Genomic DNA, 17,520 nt, shown 5'->3' with positions numbered 1-17,520 from the left:
ATATTATTTGAAAGGAGTTTTTATGACACAAAGCAAAAAAAAATCAACATCGATATCATCAGAAGCAAACAACATTATTACTGAAAACATAAAACTGTTCACAAAAATATCACATTTAATTCATACTGGAGAAGGAGTAAATTGTGCATATCAGATAGATATGTGGGTGGATGTATTCATGTCCTCAGGAGAACCATTTGCCGTACTAACAAGAAATATTGAATTATATCAATGGGCAATATGTAAGTATCCATATTTAAATATAGCCTATGCAAGGCGACCGGTCGATGTAGATGCAGTTTTAAATAATCTACCATGGCTATATGCTATTTATTATACATCAAATACAGGTAATTTAATTCACACGCTAAAGCACAATAAATTCAAACATATATTTTTAGGGCATGGCGATAGTGATAAAGCAGCAAGTGCCCATAAATTTTTTAGAGTATATGACGAGATTTGGGTCGCGGGTCAAGCACATATAGACCGTTTTAAAAAAGCTAATTTGGAAGTTAGGCACTTACAATTTATAAAAGTGGGTCGTCCGAATTTAAAAAAGATAATAAAAGATGCAATGAGAGAATTTTCATGTAAAAATGAGAGTAAAAATAATACAATAGTATATTTACCAACATGGGAGGGCGTTTATGAGGAAAATAATTACTCTTCGGCAAGGCTATCACCAGTTTTTTTATCAAAAATAGCACAAAAAACAAACTCAAAAATAGTGACTAAATTTCATCCATTAACTGGTACAAGAGATAGGTCGATGTCCCAGTTATACACAGCATTAAACGATGCTTTCGTTGATTGTCCATATATGCTTACTGTAACTGATTCCTCATACTCCATTCCGAAATTAGTAATGGAGGGGGATTTTTTTATTTGTGATATTTCTGCTGTCGTAAGTGAATGTATTTCTTCTTTACGACCAATTTTTGTTTACGTTCCGCGCGACAGAAAGATTACGATGTCAAGTAGTAGTTTGAATTATGAGGATTATACCTATACTTTTTCGACTATTGAGCAATTAATAGAGCTAATTGATGATGTTATCATCAATGGCAAAGATTATTTAAAAGAAGCACGTTTTCAAGCTCTGGATTACTTATTAAGTGTTGATGAAACAATTAATGATGAATTTATAAAACAATTACAACTAATTTCTCATGTAAATGGAGAGAGTGAAAATATTAGAGAGATCATTATTCAATAGATGTCCTGGTTTGCTTGATTGGAATCACTCTACTCAGCAAATAGTTTTTAACTACCAGATATATCAATAGCTACGCTATTTTTCTCTAATAATTTTTTATATTAAGCTACTATGAAACCTACTGATATTGAAACCACTCTTGCAACTTTATTTTCTAATGATTATGATGTATCTAAATATTATATAAAAACATGGATTTATAAAAAAAACGTTTGTGTTATTGATTTTTGCATTGATGATTATATTTTTGCATTTAATGTAATCTGTAATGATAATAAATTAGAAGTTTTTATCATAAATAGAAGAATAAATAAGCGATTAGAATTCATCCCTTTACAAAAACTTTCTTTACTAACTGTTTTTGAGAAAATAAAGGATTATGTCATTACACAACAAAACAATATTTTAAATGAATATTCCTATTTTATCAGTGTCATTATTCCTGTTTATAACCGAGAATTTATTATTTCTGATTGTGTTAAATCTCTTAATTCTCAAACATTATCTTACGATAAGTTTGAAGTAATATTTGTTGATGATTATTCAAGCGATTCATCTGTAGAGGTTATTGAAAACAATATTAGTAAAGATATCAATTATCGAATACTCAATAGGCCTATCAATTCAGGTTCTGCTAGTGCACCAAGGAATGATGGTATTTACTATTCTAAAAGCAGGTATGTTTTATTCTTAGATTCAGATGATTATATTTTTGATTACACATTAAAAAATCTTTATGATTGCGCTATAAAGAACAATCCTGATGTAGTATACCTTCGAATCAATGGTGACAAGGGAAGAGTTTTTGGGCAAAAACCGTTTAAGAAAGGTAACGTAGATTTAGCATCAATTGCTGATGATCATTTGGTTCGTTCATTGATGCCATCTAAAATGATAAAGAGAACAATGTTGATTGAACATGGTATTCTTTTCCCTGTTGATATAAAAGTAGGAGAAGATAGAGTGTTTATTCTACAATGTTTATCTAAGGCTAAACGTATTAGTATCTTGGCAGACAAACCATATTATTATCTTACTAATCATGATGGAGATAGACTTACTTTCTCTGTGCAGACTCTAGAAAAGGATTTAGAGATTGTATCCCGTACTTTTAGAGCTATATATAATGCAGATATGAGTCTTGAAAACAAGAAAAGTTTTTTCTCTTCATGGATGAACACCATCATAGAATCATATATATTTATTAGACTAAGACGCAAAAGATACTCGATTGAGAAAAAGCAAGATTACCTAACTAAAGTTCATAATGATTTTATGGCTTATAAATTATTACATTCAGATAAATATATTTATAAGGAGTTTTTCGAAGCATATAATGATTTTGTACGCCTTGATTTTAAATCCTTGTTGGATAAGTCACAAAATAAATGAGTAACTAATAAATTACTATTTTCTTTACTAAAGCTAGTGAAGTTAACCGATTTTTTAGGCAAGGTTCAGTCTTGATGAACTTTCCTCTAAACATATTTTTTTTAATAAGGTAATATTATTATACTCCCCATAATAAACCGCATTAACCTGCGTATTCACCAATAAATACCCCCGAAACTTCTTAAACAGTTTCATATCCGGTTTAAACTCGGCCTGCCAGAACTGGTGCAAATGCCCTTGATACGTTAAGCCTTTGATGTCGTACAGGGCATTGCCCATCACTTTAAGTGGTTTGTTATGAATCAGCGCAGAGATCCCCGCCGTACTGTTAATCGTCACCACCGCTTTTGCGTGGCGTAATAATTCCGGCATCGGGAGGTCGTGCACGTATATGACTCGCTCACCTAAGCCATATTCCTTACTCAATCGCTTAATTAATGGTCGATAGAGTCTATGACCACGATCCATCGGATGATGTTTGATCACCAAATAACTTTCTTTCGGCGCTTTACGCGAAAATGAGTACATGACTTCATTAATATAGTCACGCACATCGTTATAATTGCTGTGGTTACGAATCTGGCTATCGTTATATACCTGCAAAACGGCAAGATAATAACGCTGATCCAGCTCGTTCATTAACCTCGGTAATACCTTACGCTGTGTTACCTTGTAAAGTTGCTTGCGCCAGTACGCACGAACCCAGCAACGAGCCTCATACCAGGGAGAAAACGATTTGTGATGGCGATAGCGAGGAAACTCATGACGGTAATGCCAGCCTATCAGGTAATACCACATCGCATGGCCAATACGTTTCATTGTTGAAGGTGTTAAGTTCTCAACATGCGGCGCAGGCATATCTGGTAACTTACGATAAAAATCCGGATCGCGCGGTAGCGATGAATATGCGTTCACTCCGCCTTCTTCAACAGTAATAAATTGCGGGCGTAAATATCCTTCTTCAAATGCCAGGAAGCGGATACCTTTCGACTTTGCCCAGCGTTTTGCTTCTTTATGCAATGGGCGGCAGTCGCCAAAGCAGAGGATAGTGTCAAAGTCATATTGCCGGTGGAGATCTCGCAACCATCCGGGAAACTCTTTCGGTGTCTGGTAGTAAGCCAGATAATGTCGATGGCGGCAGTAAAAACGATCCCCGCCGTTGAATACTACATTCACAGCGTTACGACCTAATGACTCTAGCCACTCGGCGACATCACTGAAAAAGGGTCCCATCGGCCCCTGCAATAGCAGATATTTTTTACCGGATAATAAAACGGTTAGTGCATTACCTTGCATAAATAATTTGCGTAATAGTCAACTGTGAAATTGTTTAGCCAAATCTGACCTTGCAGAACATAATTAATTTGCGGTAATAACGTATTACTCGCCCCGCTTTTTTTCTGGTAATAAACATCGGCTTGCGCGGCGTCTGGATCAAATATTCCGCCGCCTCTTCAACCGTAATAGGTTGTAGCCGTGTTGGGTGGATATAGGTTGGATAAACAATTAGCGCCTGATATAGCAGATCCGCTAACGTTAATTCTCGCTCGCGACGCGGGCAGCGATGTTCATCAACGGTTAAACCCCAACCGGCATAGAAGGGCAGGCCGTAACAATGTACGCGCTTGCCATGTAATAACGCTTCAAACCCCGACAGCGACGTCATGGTATGCACTTCATCTGCGCGCTGAATGCATTGAATAATATCTGCGTCCAGTGCCTGATAATCAGCAAGTTCAGCAATCTGTTCTGCCGGAATATCGCCCTTGCGATTCCCCACCAGTACATCCGGGTGCGGTTTATAAATAATGTAGGCGTGCGGATTACGCTCGCGTACTGTGCGTAATAACTCAAGGTTGCTCTTAATCGAGACGGTGCCTGTTTTAATAGAGGCATCGTCCTCTACCTGACCCGGCACCAGGATAACTTTTTTACCTTTGGCTTCGGCTGGTAGAGAGAAATCGGCTCCCTGGTTGTACTTGCTCAGTTTGCTTTCAACCAGTCGCTGGCGTAATTTTTCAGCTCGCATCTTCTGCGCCAGCGTTAGCTGGCTATGATTAAGCAGCACTTCCAGGTCGCTGGGGCGCGTGGCGTCATAGTAGATTCCGCGTTTATCCAGCACCAGCGATAGCGGTGGCAGCAGGTCAGAGCCAAGTCCGGATGAACGCAGAAAACCATCTTCCATTCGCCATAACGGCAGTGAGTTTCGCTGCGCTTCGGCTCGCCATTGCTGTTCCCCCTTTACACCCCATACCACGCAGGCGCTCGCCGCAGTACAGCGACGTGAAAAACTCAGCCGGTTTGTTGGCGTTCGTAAGAAGGGTTTCAGGATCGCCGACTTCCACAGCGTTAAGCCTGGCGCCCATAAATAGCCATTACGCTGTTGCAGATGTCGACGTTGTAATTGCAGCCATTGCAACACAGTAAACAGATCGCTTACTGCTCCCGTTTGCGGATCGATATAGCGACAGTAACGCAGGTATGCTGCGGCAAAAAGTTCTTCCAGCGTGGCAGAACCGCGACGGGCAGATAACAACGCCGACTGCGGATGACGATCGTCCGTTAAGCCCCAGCCTGCATACCAGGGCTGACCGAAGCATGTCACCGGTTTTCCTGCCAGCAAGGCTTCAAAGCCGTACTGGGAGGTCACGACGTAAACCCTGGAAACGTGTCGCAACAGCGATTGCGGACTGACATTCTCCGCAATCAAACGTACTCGTTGCGTGGCGCGCAGATCGGCGAAATAACCTGTTTTCTTTCCTTCCAGTACATCTGGGTGCACCTTCACCCAAATTGCCGCTTGAGGATTTTCCGCCATCGCGGCCTCCAGCATGGCGGCAAACTCATTCTGACCCGCATTACCATACGTCACTGACATATCATTAAATGTCTGATCGACAACCAGAACGATGTCTGAATGTTCTGACTTATCAGCCACAAACGCAGGCGCCAGGTTATATTTCGACAAATCTTCGGTCACGATGGTGTGCATCGCTTCTCTGGCCTGATCTGCCAATGCCGCATTTCCGGCTTTATCCTGTACCAGTTTCTCCAGCGCCGAAGGCTTGCTGGCATCGTAGTAAATGCCGCAATCATCCACCACCAGAGAAAGCGGCGGCGCACCATTGACGCCAAGATCCAGCGAGCGCACAAATCCATCTTCCAGATGGATGACCGGTTTTCCCGCTGCTTTGGCGATGGTGACTGGTTTCGCCGCGCTGGGGCGATGTCCCCACACGGCGATAGCATCAACTTCTTGCGGAACAGGGCGCAGCAGAGAAAGTTTCTGGCACGGCTGCGCCAGAAATTTCTCCAGATGCGGAATACGCCAGATGCCAGGCGAGTAAATGCCAATCATGCGTTTTCAGCCAGTTCTTGCGCCATCAGAGCGCGCACCTTTTCAAGGCATGCCGGGGTGTCGACGCCCGGACCGGTTGCGGCAACCTCAAATGTGCGAATGTTGATCCCCGCGTTCATCAACCGTAGTTGCTCCAGTGATTCCGCCTGCTCCGGCATGGACTCCGGTAACTGACTGTAGTTTTGCAGCACATCGCGACGATAAGCGTAAATACCGACGTGTTTCAGGTAGCGAGCTTTTTCAGCATTACGCGGATACGGAATCGGCGAACGGCTGAAATAAAGTGCATCGTGGCGGGTATTCACAACCACTTTTACTGTGCTGGGTTCAGTCGCCTCTTCGGCAGATATCGCGTGGCATAGCGTTGCCACCGGTAACGCGGGATCGTCACGCATTCCTTGCAGCAGCGTTTCTACATCCTGCGGGCGAATCATGGGTTCGTCGCCCTGCAGGTTAATGTAGATATCTGCCTCGACTTTATGCATCACTTCGACCAGCCGATCGGTGCCGGATTCATGATCGGTACGCGTCATAATGGCTTTCCCGCCAAACGCCTGTACGGCCTGTTCAACACGCGGGTCGTCAGTTGCCACCCAAACTTCTGCGACGCCCGCCACCTGCAACGCACGCTCGTAAACATGCTGGATCATCGGTTTGCCAACAATATCAAGTAGCGGCTTACCCGGCAGGCGCGATGAGCCATAACGAGCCGGAATGACAATAACTGCTTTGCTCATTTCAACTCCTTACAAAGACAGAATCACTTTTGCACCCACCGCCAGCTGATAGAGGATGGTGGAAATACCACGGGTAACTTCAATGTTTTTCGATTCATACTTCGGCAGAACCATAATCTCATCGCCCGGTTTGAGTGAATCCACATCTTCCGCGTTGACGGCAGCACCGTTCTGACGAATGACGATAATTCTGGCGTTACCCGATTTCTGCGTCAGGCCACCACATTTCTCGATGTAATCCTCGGTGGTCATCCCCTTCTGCCAGCTCACCGCGTTCGGGAACAGCACCTCGCCATGAACCATAACCAGCGATGTTTTCTCCGGAATATTGATGACGTCGCCATCTTCCAGCAGAACAGAGTCAATATTGGATTCGTTGAGGATCACTTCACCTTTCGGAACCACGGTGCGCGCTTTCGCCACAAAGCGGCTGATCAGTTGCGCTTCCTGCATTCGCAGGCTGGCTTCTTCTTTGGTGGAGGACTGGGCAGAAAGTGACGCTTCCTCCAGCTTTTGCAGCGAGAGATTCAGCATCTCTTTCTGACGCTGAGCCACTGATGGGCGATAAAGCTGAACCGCGTTCATCTGCGACATGCTGTTCGGGCGGACTTTTTCCAGAACCGCACGCATGGTTGAACCATAAGGCAGCACCATGGCGTGTTCACCGGAGTGCGCGCCTTCAACCCGCACCTGAATGGTGCCGGCATAGCGGTCAGTGCTCACAATTAAGGTATCGCCGTTCTGCAACATACGGCCTGGCGCAGAACTGATCGGATAGTATTCGCTACGTTTTTGCAGCCCCTGTTTACGCATAATCGTAATGTGCGTCGCACCAGGTTTAGGGCGCGCCCAGCTCAATGCTTCCGTTACGGGAATGCTGCTTTCACGGAACTCAAAGTCGTAGCTGTTGAAGACATCGCCCTGAACGCTGAACGTATGTTGACGAGGCCCAACGATGATGGTGTCACCATCGGCGAACTGCGAAAGCCCCAGTTTACCGTTCAGCAGGAAGTCGTACAGGTTGACGTTGGAGCGCACGCGGTTGCCGCGCTTGACCACAATATCAACGTAGCTCCCACGCTCTGGATCAACGCCGCCAGCCTTGATCAGATAATTCAGTAAAGAATCAGACGTCACGCCGCCGTACAGACCGGGATTACGTACAAAGCCGGTCACGTACACTTTTACTGGCTGCGCCTGTAATAAGGAGGCGTAGACGTTGACGTTGGACTGGTACACCTCCTTCACTTTTGATGTAACCAGAGTATTCAACTGGCTATTGCTAACCCCGGCAACTTTCACTGGACCAACGTTCGGCAGGAAAATATTACCTTTGGGATCAATCTGTAATGCACCATCAAAGGTAAACGCCCCCCATAAACGAACCTGAATGCTATCGCCCGGGTTCAGAATATAGTCAGGGTTGAATCCCACTGTCGCACCGCTATCCGCGCTGGTGCCGTTGAAAAGTTGAGCACCAAACATACGGCTCATCACCACCGGCGGCGCGGGCGGTGGGGTGTTGTCGAAGCCGCTCATGTTTTGCGTATCCGACTTCTGTCCGCTCAGAATACCGGGGAGTGGCGCTGCTCCTGTCAGGTTTGGGTCAGCGTTAATATCAATGGCCGCGCTGGCCTGCGCCGCGTGACAGGCGGCAATCAGTAAAATTGATTTAAATAATTTCATCACAAACTCATTCAGCGACAGCGTTAATCTCGGTGATCTTCAATAACAGCCAGCAACAGTTTCAGGGTGCCAAACAGCAGGCAGCACACCAGCAACCAACAGGCGATCAAATAAGGGATGTTTGGAAAAGACGATTCCTGCGGCAACTGTGGCGAACTGATAACCGACAGCACCTTGAGCTTACGAGCCGCTTCTACACGGGTCTTTTCAATGGAGGTCAGGGTCAGTTTGTACAGCTCGCTGTTGAACTCTACTTTTGATTTGATTTCTTCAAAATCCACTGCCATGCGGTTTAATTTGTCACCTTGTGGCGCCGTGATTTTGCTTTTTTCTTCGTCGATTTGTGCCTGCAATGACTGAATCGCATTACGCGCACTTACCACTTGTGGTGCATCTTCACGCAGATATGTCAGCAAGTTACGCAGGTCTGCTTCCATCTGGATCTTCTGACCCATCAGCGTATTGACTAATGTGCTCGCCGCCTCCGCCTGGGCTTGTGGATCCAGGACGTTGTTGCTGTCCTGATAAGAGAGCAGTTCCGCCTTGCTGGCATCCAGACGCTGGCGCGCTTTTTCCATCTCGCTTTCTGCAAAGGCAAGCTGATCGCGCGCAATGCGATGCGACATCTCATTGATAAAGCGTTCTGACTCTTTCAACACGGTCTGGTTAAATTTAAGCGCAAACTCCGGGCTAAAGCCCTGCGTCTGAATATTCAGCAATCCGGTCTTATCGTCATACGAAACGTTGATACGATCCTTGTAGTACTTGAGGAAGCCTTCTGCGGTTTCATCCTTGCTAAGATGATTAAGAAAATCGAGCCCGCTGTGGCTAAACGCTTCACGAAAATTCAGTTGCTTATCCAGCGCCGCCAGCATATCCGGCGAGTTGATGTACTCTTTCAGATACAGCGCATCTTCTGCGGAACTGGGGTTAGAGGCGCCCAGAAGCAGACCAAAATTCAGGCTGCCGCTGTTTAAATCATCTGAGCGTTTAATGGCGACTTTCGACTCGCTCATATAGCGAGGCTGGCTGAAGATGGCCAGATAGATCAGCAGCACCGCCATCGGTGCCAGAATGATGATTTTCGCCAGGTGTTTTTGGATATCTGCCAGTGAGATGGCAGACAGACGAGCACGCATCCAGGATACGGCAGACTTCACTTTTATCAACATGTAACGATTATCAAAGTTTCAGTGGGGCGCAAACTCAATGAGAGACTAAACTCTCGCACCCCGTTGCTTAATTAGTCGAAAATGCGCACAAGGCCAGTGACTTTATTTGCCTTGTTAGTCACCAATAACGTTGAGACGCGGTGCTTTTGCATTTTTTCTTCCGCTTCAATGATCATGGTGTCTTCCGGTAGCGTCAGCGGTTCACGCGTCATCATCTGAGCCGCCGTGGCGGACGTCAGAGAATCCTCTTTTTCCATAAAGCGACGCAGGTCACCGTCGGTGATAATGCCTGCCAGCCCGCCTTCTGCGTCTTCTACCATCACCATTCCCTGGCATCCGCTGGTGATACGTTGAATCACGGTTTTAAATGACGCATCCAGTTGCACCGCAGGAACATCATGCTGCATGACATCCGCAACGCGGGTCAGCAGGCGACGGCCTAATGAGCCACCCGGGTGATAACGTGCAAAATCATTTGGCATAAATTTGCGCTGATGGATCATGGCAATAGCCAGCGCATCGCCGATCGCCATGGTCAGCGTGGTGGACGTTGTTGGTGCAAGATTATTCGGGCAGGTTTCATTCGCCATATGGAGTTCCAGCACGGCATCAGCATTTTTCGCCAGCGTGGAATTTCCATTATTAGTAATGGCGATAATTCGGTTGCCGAAATTTTTCAGTGAAGGAACCAGCTTGAGGATTTCATCCGTTTCGCCGCTGGCGGAAATAAGGATCAGGAGATCGTAGGGCGTAATCATACCCAGATCGCCATGGAATGCTTCTGCCGGATGAATAAAGAAACTCGGTGTACCGGTAGAGGCCAGCGTCGCTGACATTTTACGACCGACATGCCCCGATTTACCCATTCCCGAAAGAATAACGTGCCCTTTACAGTTCATTATCAAATTAAGGACACGCTGGTACTGCCCGGAATCCAGTTGTTTAGACAAGTTTTGTAATGCTGCGCCTTGTTCTGCCAGGGTCTGGCGAACAGAGGTAATTAAATATGGATCGATAGTACTGCTCTGGTCATCAGGTAAATGTCTTTCAGACATATCAGCTCCTTTGCACGGAAATAATGCCACAGTCACAACAAACCCGAACCCACAATAAATTATTGATATTAAATCAATGGGTTATAACGAAATATTTTTATGAATATAAAACCATGGTCAGCCCATGCGCTTATGCAGGGCTTATCACCTTCTTATTAAGTCGCAATGTCTCATGGGAGTGCGAAGATGCTGCAATATTACAGGCGAGAAGGGGGAACCAAATTTTGCCCACCTATTTAACACACCCCTACATTATGAACAAGGAATTTAGGATTTTTATCATTTATTAAAACGTTTCGCGCTTAACTATTGAGTTAAAAAACAATTTAGCAATTGATTGTTTCATTGCAAAAAAAAGAACGTATGACACTGTTATCAATAAATAAAACACGTCAGTAATGGTGATGATGTTTTGCGATTAACTATTTAAGCCATGCATAATAAACAGATTGACAATTTCCCTGTAAAGCAGAAGAAAATAATAAAATTTTGGCGGTGAATATTAAACGATATGATAGTTGAGAGATTGATTATTTCTGGTGATTGATGCGGAATTAAACCAGGCAGGATTGAATTTTGGCTATATCTATTTTTTAGGAGATTATTATTAAATAAAAAATAACGATAGTGATTATCATTGGTTGAGCTGGAGCCACATATGCCAGCGAGTACGTCCGTCCTGGGCCTTCTTTCACTTCAGAGAAAGAGCCGATGGAAGAACAATCATCAGGCTCTTTTTGCGTTACACGCGCCGGTAAGGAGGTGCCTTGTATGAAGGCGTCTCCGACAACCACCAGTTCACTCCAGACTCAGAGTGGTTTATTAATCGCGTCATAAAGATGGTTCAACGTTTTCAGGCGCTGCTTGTATGCTTTCGTCAGGCAGGTTGTATCGCCACCACACTGGCGACGTTCAGCCAGCCACAGTACCTGTGAGTCATGCAGTTCCCCGGCGGCTCCCATCGCGTAAAGCCCATGAAGAAATTGATACTTAACACTCATCTCCACATCCAAATCGTTCAGGCTATGTGATGAGCAAATTGCTTTTTCATCCGCACTGCGGGACTGGCGGCAGTCAAAACTGGCTGCCGTGGCGGAGAAAGCAGGGAGAGTGATGATGAGAAACGCGGTAAGAATATTTTTCACTGGCCGATCTCCCCGGAGCGAATAACGGGCCCCGGAGCCATGGTCAGGGTTTTATTTCTCAACAACCTGAAAGCCATCGCCTCTCCGGTTTTCACTGACAGTTCACAGGCGAAGTGAAAGGTCGTCCAGTTAATCCCCCTACGGTACTGACCATTACCTGTCAGCAGTGCAGGTGAGATCAGACGCTGCATATTATGTTTTCCCTGATCGAAAATAACCTTATCTACGTCGGTATACCGCTTCTGTAGTTCTTTCAGTGCGAGTGGTCGGCAAATAAATTCGGCCACACGTTGAGCTTCTGTCCAGTTGGTATAGACAAAATTACGGTCATCTTTCCCTTTTACCTCGTGATTAATGATGTTATTCAGGTGTTCTACCTGGGCAGGGTTCAATGTGACGTTCGCTGCAAATGCAAATCCGGTATACATACAGGATATTGCGGTAATTATAACCAAACGTTTAAAACTCATAAATACTCCGTTACGCATAAGTTTCTACATTTACTGTGCAATGACAATGTAAGATCCAGGAATAATTAACATGCTGCGCTGAATCAATTTTTTATGGTTAATCAGGTCGTTCGGGTGTAGGCCTGAATATGCTGTAATGCAAATTTCCGCTTGCCTAAAATAAAATCTCCTCGCCGATATTGAGACCTGTGGATACGGGGATGACCTGATTGCCGGACAAGAATTTAATGTCATTACACGGCGAATACTTATGAATTACTTAGGCAACATGGGCATAACTATCAGATAACAGTATCTGTGGCATAGGCGCGGGTAAGTCAGTATTTTGCACTATGTATAGCCTGTCTATTAACAGATGTTGTGGTAAATAAAAAACAAAAGAACATAATAAAAATATAATTAGGAATATTTATAAAGACGTTTTTAATCAATTAATATGGCTGCGATTATTTTTATTGTCAGGCAATTTTCCCATTATTTTTTTATTCTCAATATGTTGATCTGCATTGCTTTTTACTTCTCCATTGTCTTAGTGTGCTGTTAATTAAGTATTGGGGCTGATTTGACTTTGATTGAATTAAAAAATAATTTTGATGCAGTCCTTTCTGAATATTCTCAACAGTAAATCTTATTGTTAATAATACACTTGCTGATGACGGTAGCGAAGACAGCATCAGCTTGCACTTCTGGACAAGCTACCACCGGACACTGGCTCATTACCCGAGGACGGCAGCTTGTCGAACAAGCCCGGGCGATTTGGCCGGAGCAGGCAAAACCTCTGATGCAACAGTGGCAGCAACAACATTGCCGACAGGAAACCTGAATGGCTGGCATCAGGGAATGATGACGCTACAGAAACTGAGTGAACGACTGAACGGACTGGATGAGCATAAAGGGAAATATATGACGGTCAGTGAACTGAAATCTGTGGTGTATTCCGCTATGCAGCTATTTAACCAATCCATACCGGCTGAAGAACAACTGTGGATACTGGCGCAATCGCCGGTAGGGCAGCCACGCTCTCCTGCAGCAGAGACTCAGGTAGAGATGCACCTGAAACAACTAATCGCCAGGTATGCCGACATTAAACAGAATGCTTCGAAACTAAAAGGCGTGAATGATTATGAATGACTATGCACGTTATCGAAATGTCTGCAGCGGACATTTCTGCACAATCAGGGAGAGTGCCAGAGAGTGATGGCGGACAGAATATCGCTTTGATTTTGTGAAAGTTATCACGAAATTGCATAGTGGTTAGATTCTATCCGCAGTCCATTGAACCTTATTCATTTAAATACGGCTTTAGATTTTTGCCTGCCGCAGGTAGTCAGTGATTGTAGTAAAATCCTCCGTGTTACCCGTTGTTTGTATATCCGTGTGAAATTTTCCTACAGTGAATGTTTAGCTGCTTATCTATATTTATAATCAATGTATCGGTCGTAATCAGAACAGAATGGAGTTGCGCATTCATTGAGCTTGTCAGAATTTAATTGCATTGAAAAATAATATCCCATAAATTTCATGGTATTGATAATAATAATTTTGTTGGTATTGATTAGTTGAAGGTTTTACCATACATGGAATATACAAGGAGTCGCGATGCCAGAGGACATGAAAAACATGCTTAGCGTTATGGGGAAAAGAGTTGCGAAGCTTGTTCCCTATGTCGCTTTGTTATCAGGAATAGTTGTTTGGAGCTATTTGAATAGTATAGGTCGAGTAGATATTTTTCCTGATATACTTTCGTTTAATGCTGGGCTTATGTCGGTTTTGGTTTCAGTTATGATATTTGCGCTAGCAATTTCAATGACATTGGTTATACCCAGTTCTATATTGATAGTTATTAAGTCAACCTATGAAGAAAACAGTCGTGCTGTAAATGTATTATCGAAACTTCCTGCTGCATCTTTGTGTTTATCCATCCTGTATTTGGCTATGATTTTTATCCCATTCATACCTGAGGTGGCGAAAGTAACTAAGGGATATGAACCCGGGCTTATTCTAATCGTCTCAATCATTTTGTTTTTGTCATTTTGCTTTGTATTCCTGACGTTAATGAGAAGTTTTAAATGGAATAAAGATGATGGTGTAATAAGTAATATAGGTTGCTTTATCGGGCATACACTCGTAAATCTGTTTGGGGTTTTTTCTGCAACATTGTCAATTTCTATCCCGATCTCGTTCCTGATGCAGTCAAGTAAAGGGGAGAGCACTACTGCTGTCATTTTTGCACTGTTGTTTATGATTGCATTCTCTTTTCTTACATTCTTTCCTTCAATTATTTATTTTGCCAACACGGGAAAAACAAAAAACAATGTTGTTTCAGTTGTTCATCAAATATCATTGGCAATTGTGGGTGTAGTTTTGGTGACGTTTTTATTCTTCCCTAATATCGCAACAATATTTATATATTCATCACTCAATGCGATTGGTCTTGTTAGCAAAACACCACATTTTTATCTTATTAACGGAGAGAAGTATAAACCTGCTATGTTTCATAAAACGTCGTGGAATACTCAGGTACTATCAGATATGGGAGAGCATTTTTACATTAAAGGTGTGAATGTATTTTCTGTGGAAAGTAAAAACCTGATTTGCCCTATGGCAGTAGTAAAAATCAGGGATGAGACATATAAGAGAGATTACGTATCTTTTGTTCCGTTTGCTGATAGTAAGAAAATTGCGGAATTAAAAAAAATGACCAGAGACTGTCTGGTATTAGACGATGTTGATATTCAACAATGGGATACATTGTTTGATGATAATGGGAAAGTGAGGGAATGATATTTTTGCGCTAAAATAATAAATATTAGCTGTCGGGAACGCTTACCTCAGACCGTTATGTGTGGAGTCTGATCCACGCATAACGGTCTGAGGTTCACATATAGTAGGTGGAACTGCACACATAGCGGCGTGAAAAACATTCCCACCTCGACAACAGCCCACGCCAGACAGGACTAACCTCGATCTTTATCTGTGCATCAGCGGTATTCACAATGATGCGCTTTTCATTTGCTTTATTTTCCTGTCGAATCGCGGTAATCCCCGGTTTACTGTTCAGCGATGCAGTAATTCTCTTCAAAGCATCGTTAATAGCCGTCAAATCGGTATCGCGATCAGCAAAAGTCTTATACGCCAGATCGATATCCACCGACAAACGGGGAAAATCCTGCACAAACAAATTGATTGCAGTGCCGCCTTTCAACGCGAAACAGGACTCCTTCGCCACATGCGGCAGAGCAGCCATCAGCAGTTTAACCTGTCGGTCATAACTATCACGCAGATCCATCTTCAATTCCTTCCGGTTTAAATGTGCGTGGAACAGTAATTTGATAATCCGGCTCCAGCCAGCCGCCGGGTATGATTTGCCGCTTTCCTGTACCTGTTTCTATACCGCTTTGATCAAGATACCGAAAATAAGGGTGCCCATTACGCCGGGCAAGGTAAAGCATCACCCGGTTGGTTTTACCGAATGGCTGGCGCAGAGTAGTGTTTGTAATTTACGCGGGCTGAGAAGATTCATTCCCTGAAACAGAGCATCGGCATGTTCGAACGAGATCAACGAAGGAACCCCGTAGGCGATCTCATACGCGGCCAGTTCCGGGACACTGCCCGCTAACTGCCGGTCGCCGACATTCAGTTTTGTCGTGAATGGTGTTATATCGACGGTGAGGCCAGAGGTATACACTGTGACAAACGTCGTAGATTGGTCGAAGGCAGCAAAACATCCCGGTAGCTTGACGTAAGCCGGGAGCGCGAGCCAGACCTGCGATTTCCCCAGTTCGGTATAGTGCGCATAGCCCTGAAGCGCAAGGCTGGTTAGCCCCGCCACCCGAACTGGCCTTTCCCACTGCGATTGCAGGCAGTAAACTGCATCCACCAATCCGGTTCACGACCCGTCCGGCAGTATACGCCGTGAGCGATTCGCCTGAGCCAGCCATTCTGGACATAGAGATAAGAGAGCTTACGATCTATGCCGTTGCGGGTAAGCCATGACTGGAGCAACACCTGACTGGGGAGGGTGTTTTGCATCAGCCAGTTTATATACTTTGGCAAATGTCGTCTCTTGATTGACAATTTTGAAAATTATTAAACTAATATAGTTCTTGTTTTTAGACTGGTACAGGTATTTGACTAAATAGTCATAAGTCTTTCAGGAGACTTAGTTGTATGATTTATGCAGATTATTTTTAGTGGAGCAATCAATGCATATCATAACTAAAGATTTTGTACATAAAATTGACGACAAGTTGATAGCCGCTGATGTCGCACTTCATGCTCGACCATTTTGTGTTGTAATCGAATGGATGAAAGAAAAAAATATCACTGGCGATATACTGGATAAGGGGATATGGGAGCCTGTGATGGGGATTTATGAATATCTTTACCCAAAAGGCGATTTTTCTATTCCATCAGTAATGGTTGGTGGGGTTGCTCTGCGTGATGTGATGTACCCTGTGCACATTAATGTCGCTTATGGTTCTTTTAGTATTGATCCCCTCAAATGTATTGATATCTCGCAAAGCGAATTAGAATTTATTTTTCAGAATTACCCAGAGCAAGGTTGTAGGGCTTTTTATGGCGTCTGTGATCTTTGGGACTTTGGATATGGCGTTGATGATCTTATCAACATGGGATCTCCGGCAAAAGAACTTTTATGTAATGCGCGGTTATCCGCTGTGGCGACCCCCCGTATTCTATCTGGAACAGATCCTGATGCTGCTGTTCAAACGGCATGTTTGATGGCTGAATTATCAATTAAAGCTTCACTAACTCACTTAGGATGGACTGGTGACCAACTAAAAAAATTGTCACATCATCTACCCAAACTAGCCGCTGAATTAATTAAGATTAAACCTACACGCAATGATGAGCGGTTGTTCCAGGCATGCGCAAATTTTCCAAATTATGTAGAAAGTCGATATGCTTTTCATGGTATGACTCGCCTTGAACTTATGGCACTTTCAATGCGTGCGCTATTTGTTGCTTCTGAGGCGATCCGCCGCATATCTCAACGTAATATGGCCAACGAGATGGAAGAACGATCCGATTGTCCTTCCCGACCAGTGCTTTGATGGGATGAAAGAATAATATTAAATTATTGAAGAATTATATATAGATAAATGCAGATTATGTGGGAGGGAAATAGTATTAGAACTTAATCATACTCTCCCCAAGTCATTGAAGTAATAAAAATTCAAAGAGGTGAATTATCTCCTAATAAAAAGATAAGATTGAGGCGCAAGTTATTAATAGTATGTTTGACTAATTTATTTAATATTAGTG

At 43.7% G+C, this 17,520-nt stretch carries 12 protein-coding genes and 3 pseudogenes; 5 read left to right on the top strand and 10 right to left on the bottom strand.

Going from position 1 to position 17,520, the window contains the following annotated elements:
• Positions 1 to 1,219 (top strand): CDP-glycerol glycerophosphotransferase family protein (locus tag A7098_RS23015; RefSeq protein ID WP_123056779.1); only part of this gene is annotated, 1,219 nt, incomplete at its 5' end.
• Between the two features lie 111 nt (positions 1,220 to 1,330).
• Positions 1,331 to 2,611 carry a glycosyltransferase family 2 protein gene (locus A7098_RS23010; RefSeq protein ID WP_105281484.1) on the top strand — a complete coding sequence of 427 codons (1,281 nt, stop codon included), beginning with the start codon at positions 1,331 to 1,333 and terminating at the stop codon, positions 2,609 to 2,611.
• Between the two features lie 54 nt (positions 2,612 to 2,665).
• Here the strand turns inward: A7098_RS23010 and A7098_RS23005 are convergent, their stop codons facing one another.
• The 8 genes from A7098_RS23005 to A7098_RS22970 form a co-directional block, all read right to left on the bottom strand.
• The gene (locus A7098_RS23005) at positions 2,666 to 3,907 is read right to left on the bottom strand and encodes a capsular biosynthesis protein (protein ID WP_105281483.1); all 1,242 of its coding nucleotides are present in this window, start codon (positions 3,905 to 3,907) and stop codon (positions 2,666 to 2,668) included.
• 34 nt (positions 3,908 to 3,941) lie between these two features.
• Complete coding sequence (locus A7098_RS23000; protein WP_105281482.1) at positions 3,942 to 5,969, bottom strand: capsular polysaccharide biosynthesis protein; 2,028 nt, start codon at positions 5,967 to 5,969, stop codon at positions 3,942 to 3,944.
• Positions 5,966 to 6,706: a 3-deoxy-manno-octulosonate cytidylyltransferase gene (gene kdsB, locus A7098_RS22995; RefSeq protein ID WP_010348155.1), complete on the bottom strand. Its 741-nt coding sequence runs from the start codon at positions 6,704 to 6,706 to the stop codon at positions 5,966 to 5,968. The genes A7098_RS23000 and kdsB overlap by 4 nt, the downstream gene beginning before the upstream one ends.
• A gap of 9 nt (positions 6,707 to 6,715) precedes the next feature.
• The gene (locus tag A7098_RS22990) at positions 6,716 to 8,392 is read right to left on the bottom strand and encodes a polysaccharide biosynthesis/export family protein (protein ID WP_010348153.1); all 1,677 of its coding nucleotides are present in this window, start codon (positions 8,390 to 8,392) and stop codon (positions 6,716 to 6,718) included.
• A 23-nt stretch (positions 8,393 to 8,415) separates the two neighbouring features.
• A complete protein-coding gene (locus A7098_RS22985; protein ID WP_000905918.1) occupies positions 8,416 to 9,564 on the bottom strand; it encodes a capsule polysaccharide export inner-membrane protein kpsE in 1,149 nt (382 codons plus the stop codon).
• Positions 9,565 to 9,635: 71 nt separating this feature from the next.
• Entirely contained in the window at positions 9,636 to 10,619 is a 984-nt protein-coding gene (locus A7098_RS22980) for an SIS domain-containing protein (RefSeq protein ID WP_001298261.1), read from the bottom strand.
• Between the two features lie 809 nt (positions 10,620 to 11,428).
• Positions 11,429 to 11,764, bottom strand: a complete 336-nt coding sequence (locus A7098_RS22975; protein ID WP_000789901.1) for a lysozyme inhibitor LprI family protein — start codon at positions 11,762 to 11,764, stop codon at positions 11,429 to 11,431.
• Positions 11,761 to 12,234, bottom strand: a complete 474-nt coding sequence (locus tag A7098_RS22970) for a hypothetical protein (RefSeq protein ID WP_105281481.1) — start codon at positions 12,232 to 12,234, stop codon at positions 11,761 to 11,763. The genes A7098_RS22975 and A7098_RS22970 overlap by 4 nt, the downstream gene beginning before the upstream one ends.
• A gap of 662 nt (positions 12,235 to 12,896) precedes the next feature.
• On the opposite strand from A7098_RS22970, the pseudogene A7098_RS22965 reads away from it, so the two are divergent.
• Positions 12,897 to 13,365, top strand: a pseudogene (locus A7098_RS22965) (VasL domain-containing protein); the annotation flags it as partial.
• Positions 13,366 to 13,833: 468 nt separating this feature from the next.
• The gene (locus A7098_RS22960; RefSeq protein ID WP_032226213.1) at positions 13,834 to 15,018 is read left to right on the top strand and encodes a hypothetical protein; all 1,185 of its coding nucleotides are present in this window, start codon (positions 13,834 to 13,836) and stop codon (positions 15,016 to 15,018) included.
• Positions 15,019 to 15,169: 151 nt separating this feature from the next.
• Here A7098_RS22960 and A7098_RS22955 read toward each other — a convergent pair.
• Together A7098_RS22955 and A7098_RS22950 are read right to left on the bottom strand one after the other, a co-directional pair.
• Positions 15,170 to 15,523: pseudogene (locus tag A7098_RS22955) on the bottom strand (nucleotidyl transferase AbiEii/AbiGii toxin family protein); the annotation flags it as partial.
• Positions 15,510 to 16,290: pseudogene (locus A7098_RS22950) on the bottom strand (type IV toxin-antitoxin system AbiEi family antitoxin domain-containing protein). The pseudogenes A7098_RS22950 and A7098_RS22955, both read right to left, overlap by 14 nt.
• Before the next feature lie 149 nt (positions 16,291 to 16,439).
• Between A7098_RS22950 and A7098_RS22945 the strand changes: the two are divergent.
• Entirely contained in the window at positions 16,440 to 17,309 is an 870-nt protein-coding gene (locus tag A7098_RS22945; protein WP_105281480.1) for a hypothetical protein, read from the top strand.
• Positions 17,310 to 17,520: the final 211 nt, after the last annotated feature.

This window comes from Escherichia sp. MOD1-EC7011, assembly GCF_002965005.1.
In the GTDB taxonomy this organism is placed as follows: domain Bacteria; phylum Pseudomonadota; class Gammaproteobacteria; order Enterobacterales; family Enterobacteriaceae; genus Escherichia; species Escherichia ruysiae.
The sequence above is the reverse complement of the archived record's forward strand: the minus strand, read 5'-3'. Positions and strand labels throughout refer to the sequence as shown.

What these genes read in the sequence shown, in the direction of transcription:
- A7098_RS23010 (WP_105281484.1), top strand. Translation starts at nt 1,331, where the DNA reads ATGAAACCTACTGATATTGAAACCACTCTTGCAACTTTATTTTCTAAT.
- A7098_RS23005 (WP_105281483.1), bottom strand. Translation starts at nt 3,907, where the DNA reads ATGCAAGGTAATGCACTAACCGTTTTATTATCCGGTAAAAAATATCTG.
- A7098_RS23000 (WP_105281482.1), bottom strand. Translation starts at nt 5,969, where the DNA reads ATGATTGGCATTTACTCGCCTGGCATCTGGCGTATTCCGCATCTGGAG.
- kdsB (WP_010348155.1), bottom strand. Translation starts at nt 6,706, where the DNA reads ATGAGCAAAGCAGTTATTGTCATTCCGGCTCGTTATGGCTCATCGCGC.
- A7098_RS22990 (WP_010348153.1), bottom strand. Translation starts at nt 8,392, where the DNA reads ATGAAATTATTTAAATCAATTTTACTGATTGCCGCCTGTCACGCGGCG.
- A7098_RS22985 (WP_000905918.1), bottom strand. Translation starts at nt 9,564, where the DNA reads ATGTTGATAAAAGTGAAGTCTGCCGTATCCTGGATGCGTGCTCGTCTG.
- A7098_RS22980 (WP_001298261.1), bottom strand. Translation starts at nt 10,619, where the DNA reads ATGTCTGAAAGACATTTACCTGATGACCAGAGCAGTACTATCGATCCA.
- A7098_RS22970 (WP_105281481.1), bottom strand. Translation starts at nt 12,234, where the DNA reads ATGAGTTTTAAACGTTTGGTTATAATTACCGCAATATCCTGTATGTAT.
- A7098_RS22960 (WP_032226213.1), top strand. Translation starts at nt 13,834, where the DNA reads ATGCCAGAGGACATGAAAAACATGCTTAGCGTTATGGGGAAAAGAGTT.
- A7098_RS22945 (WP_105281480.1), top strand. Translation starts at nt 16,440, where the DNA reads ATGCATATCATAACTAAAGATTTTGTACATAAAATTGACGACAAGTTG.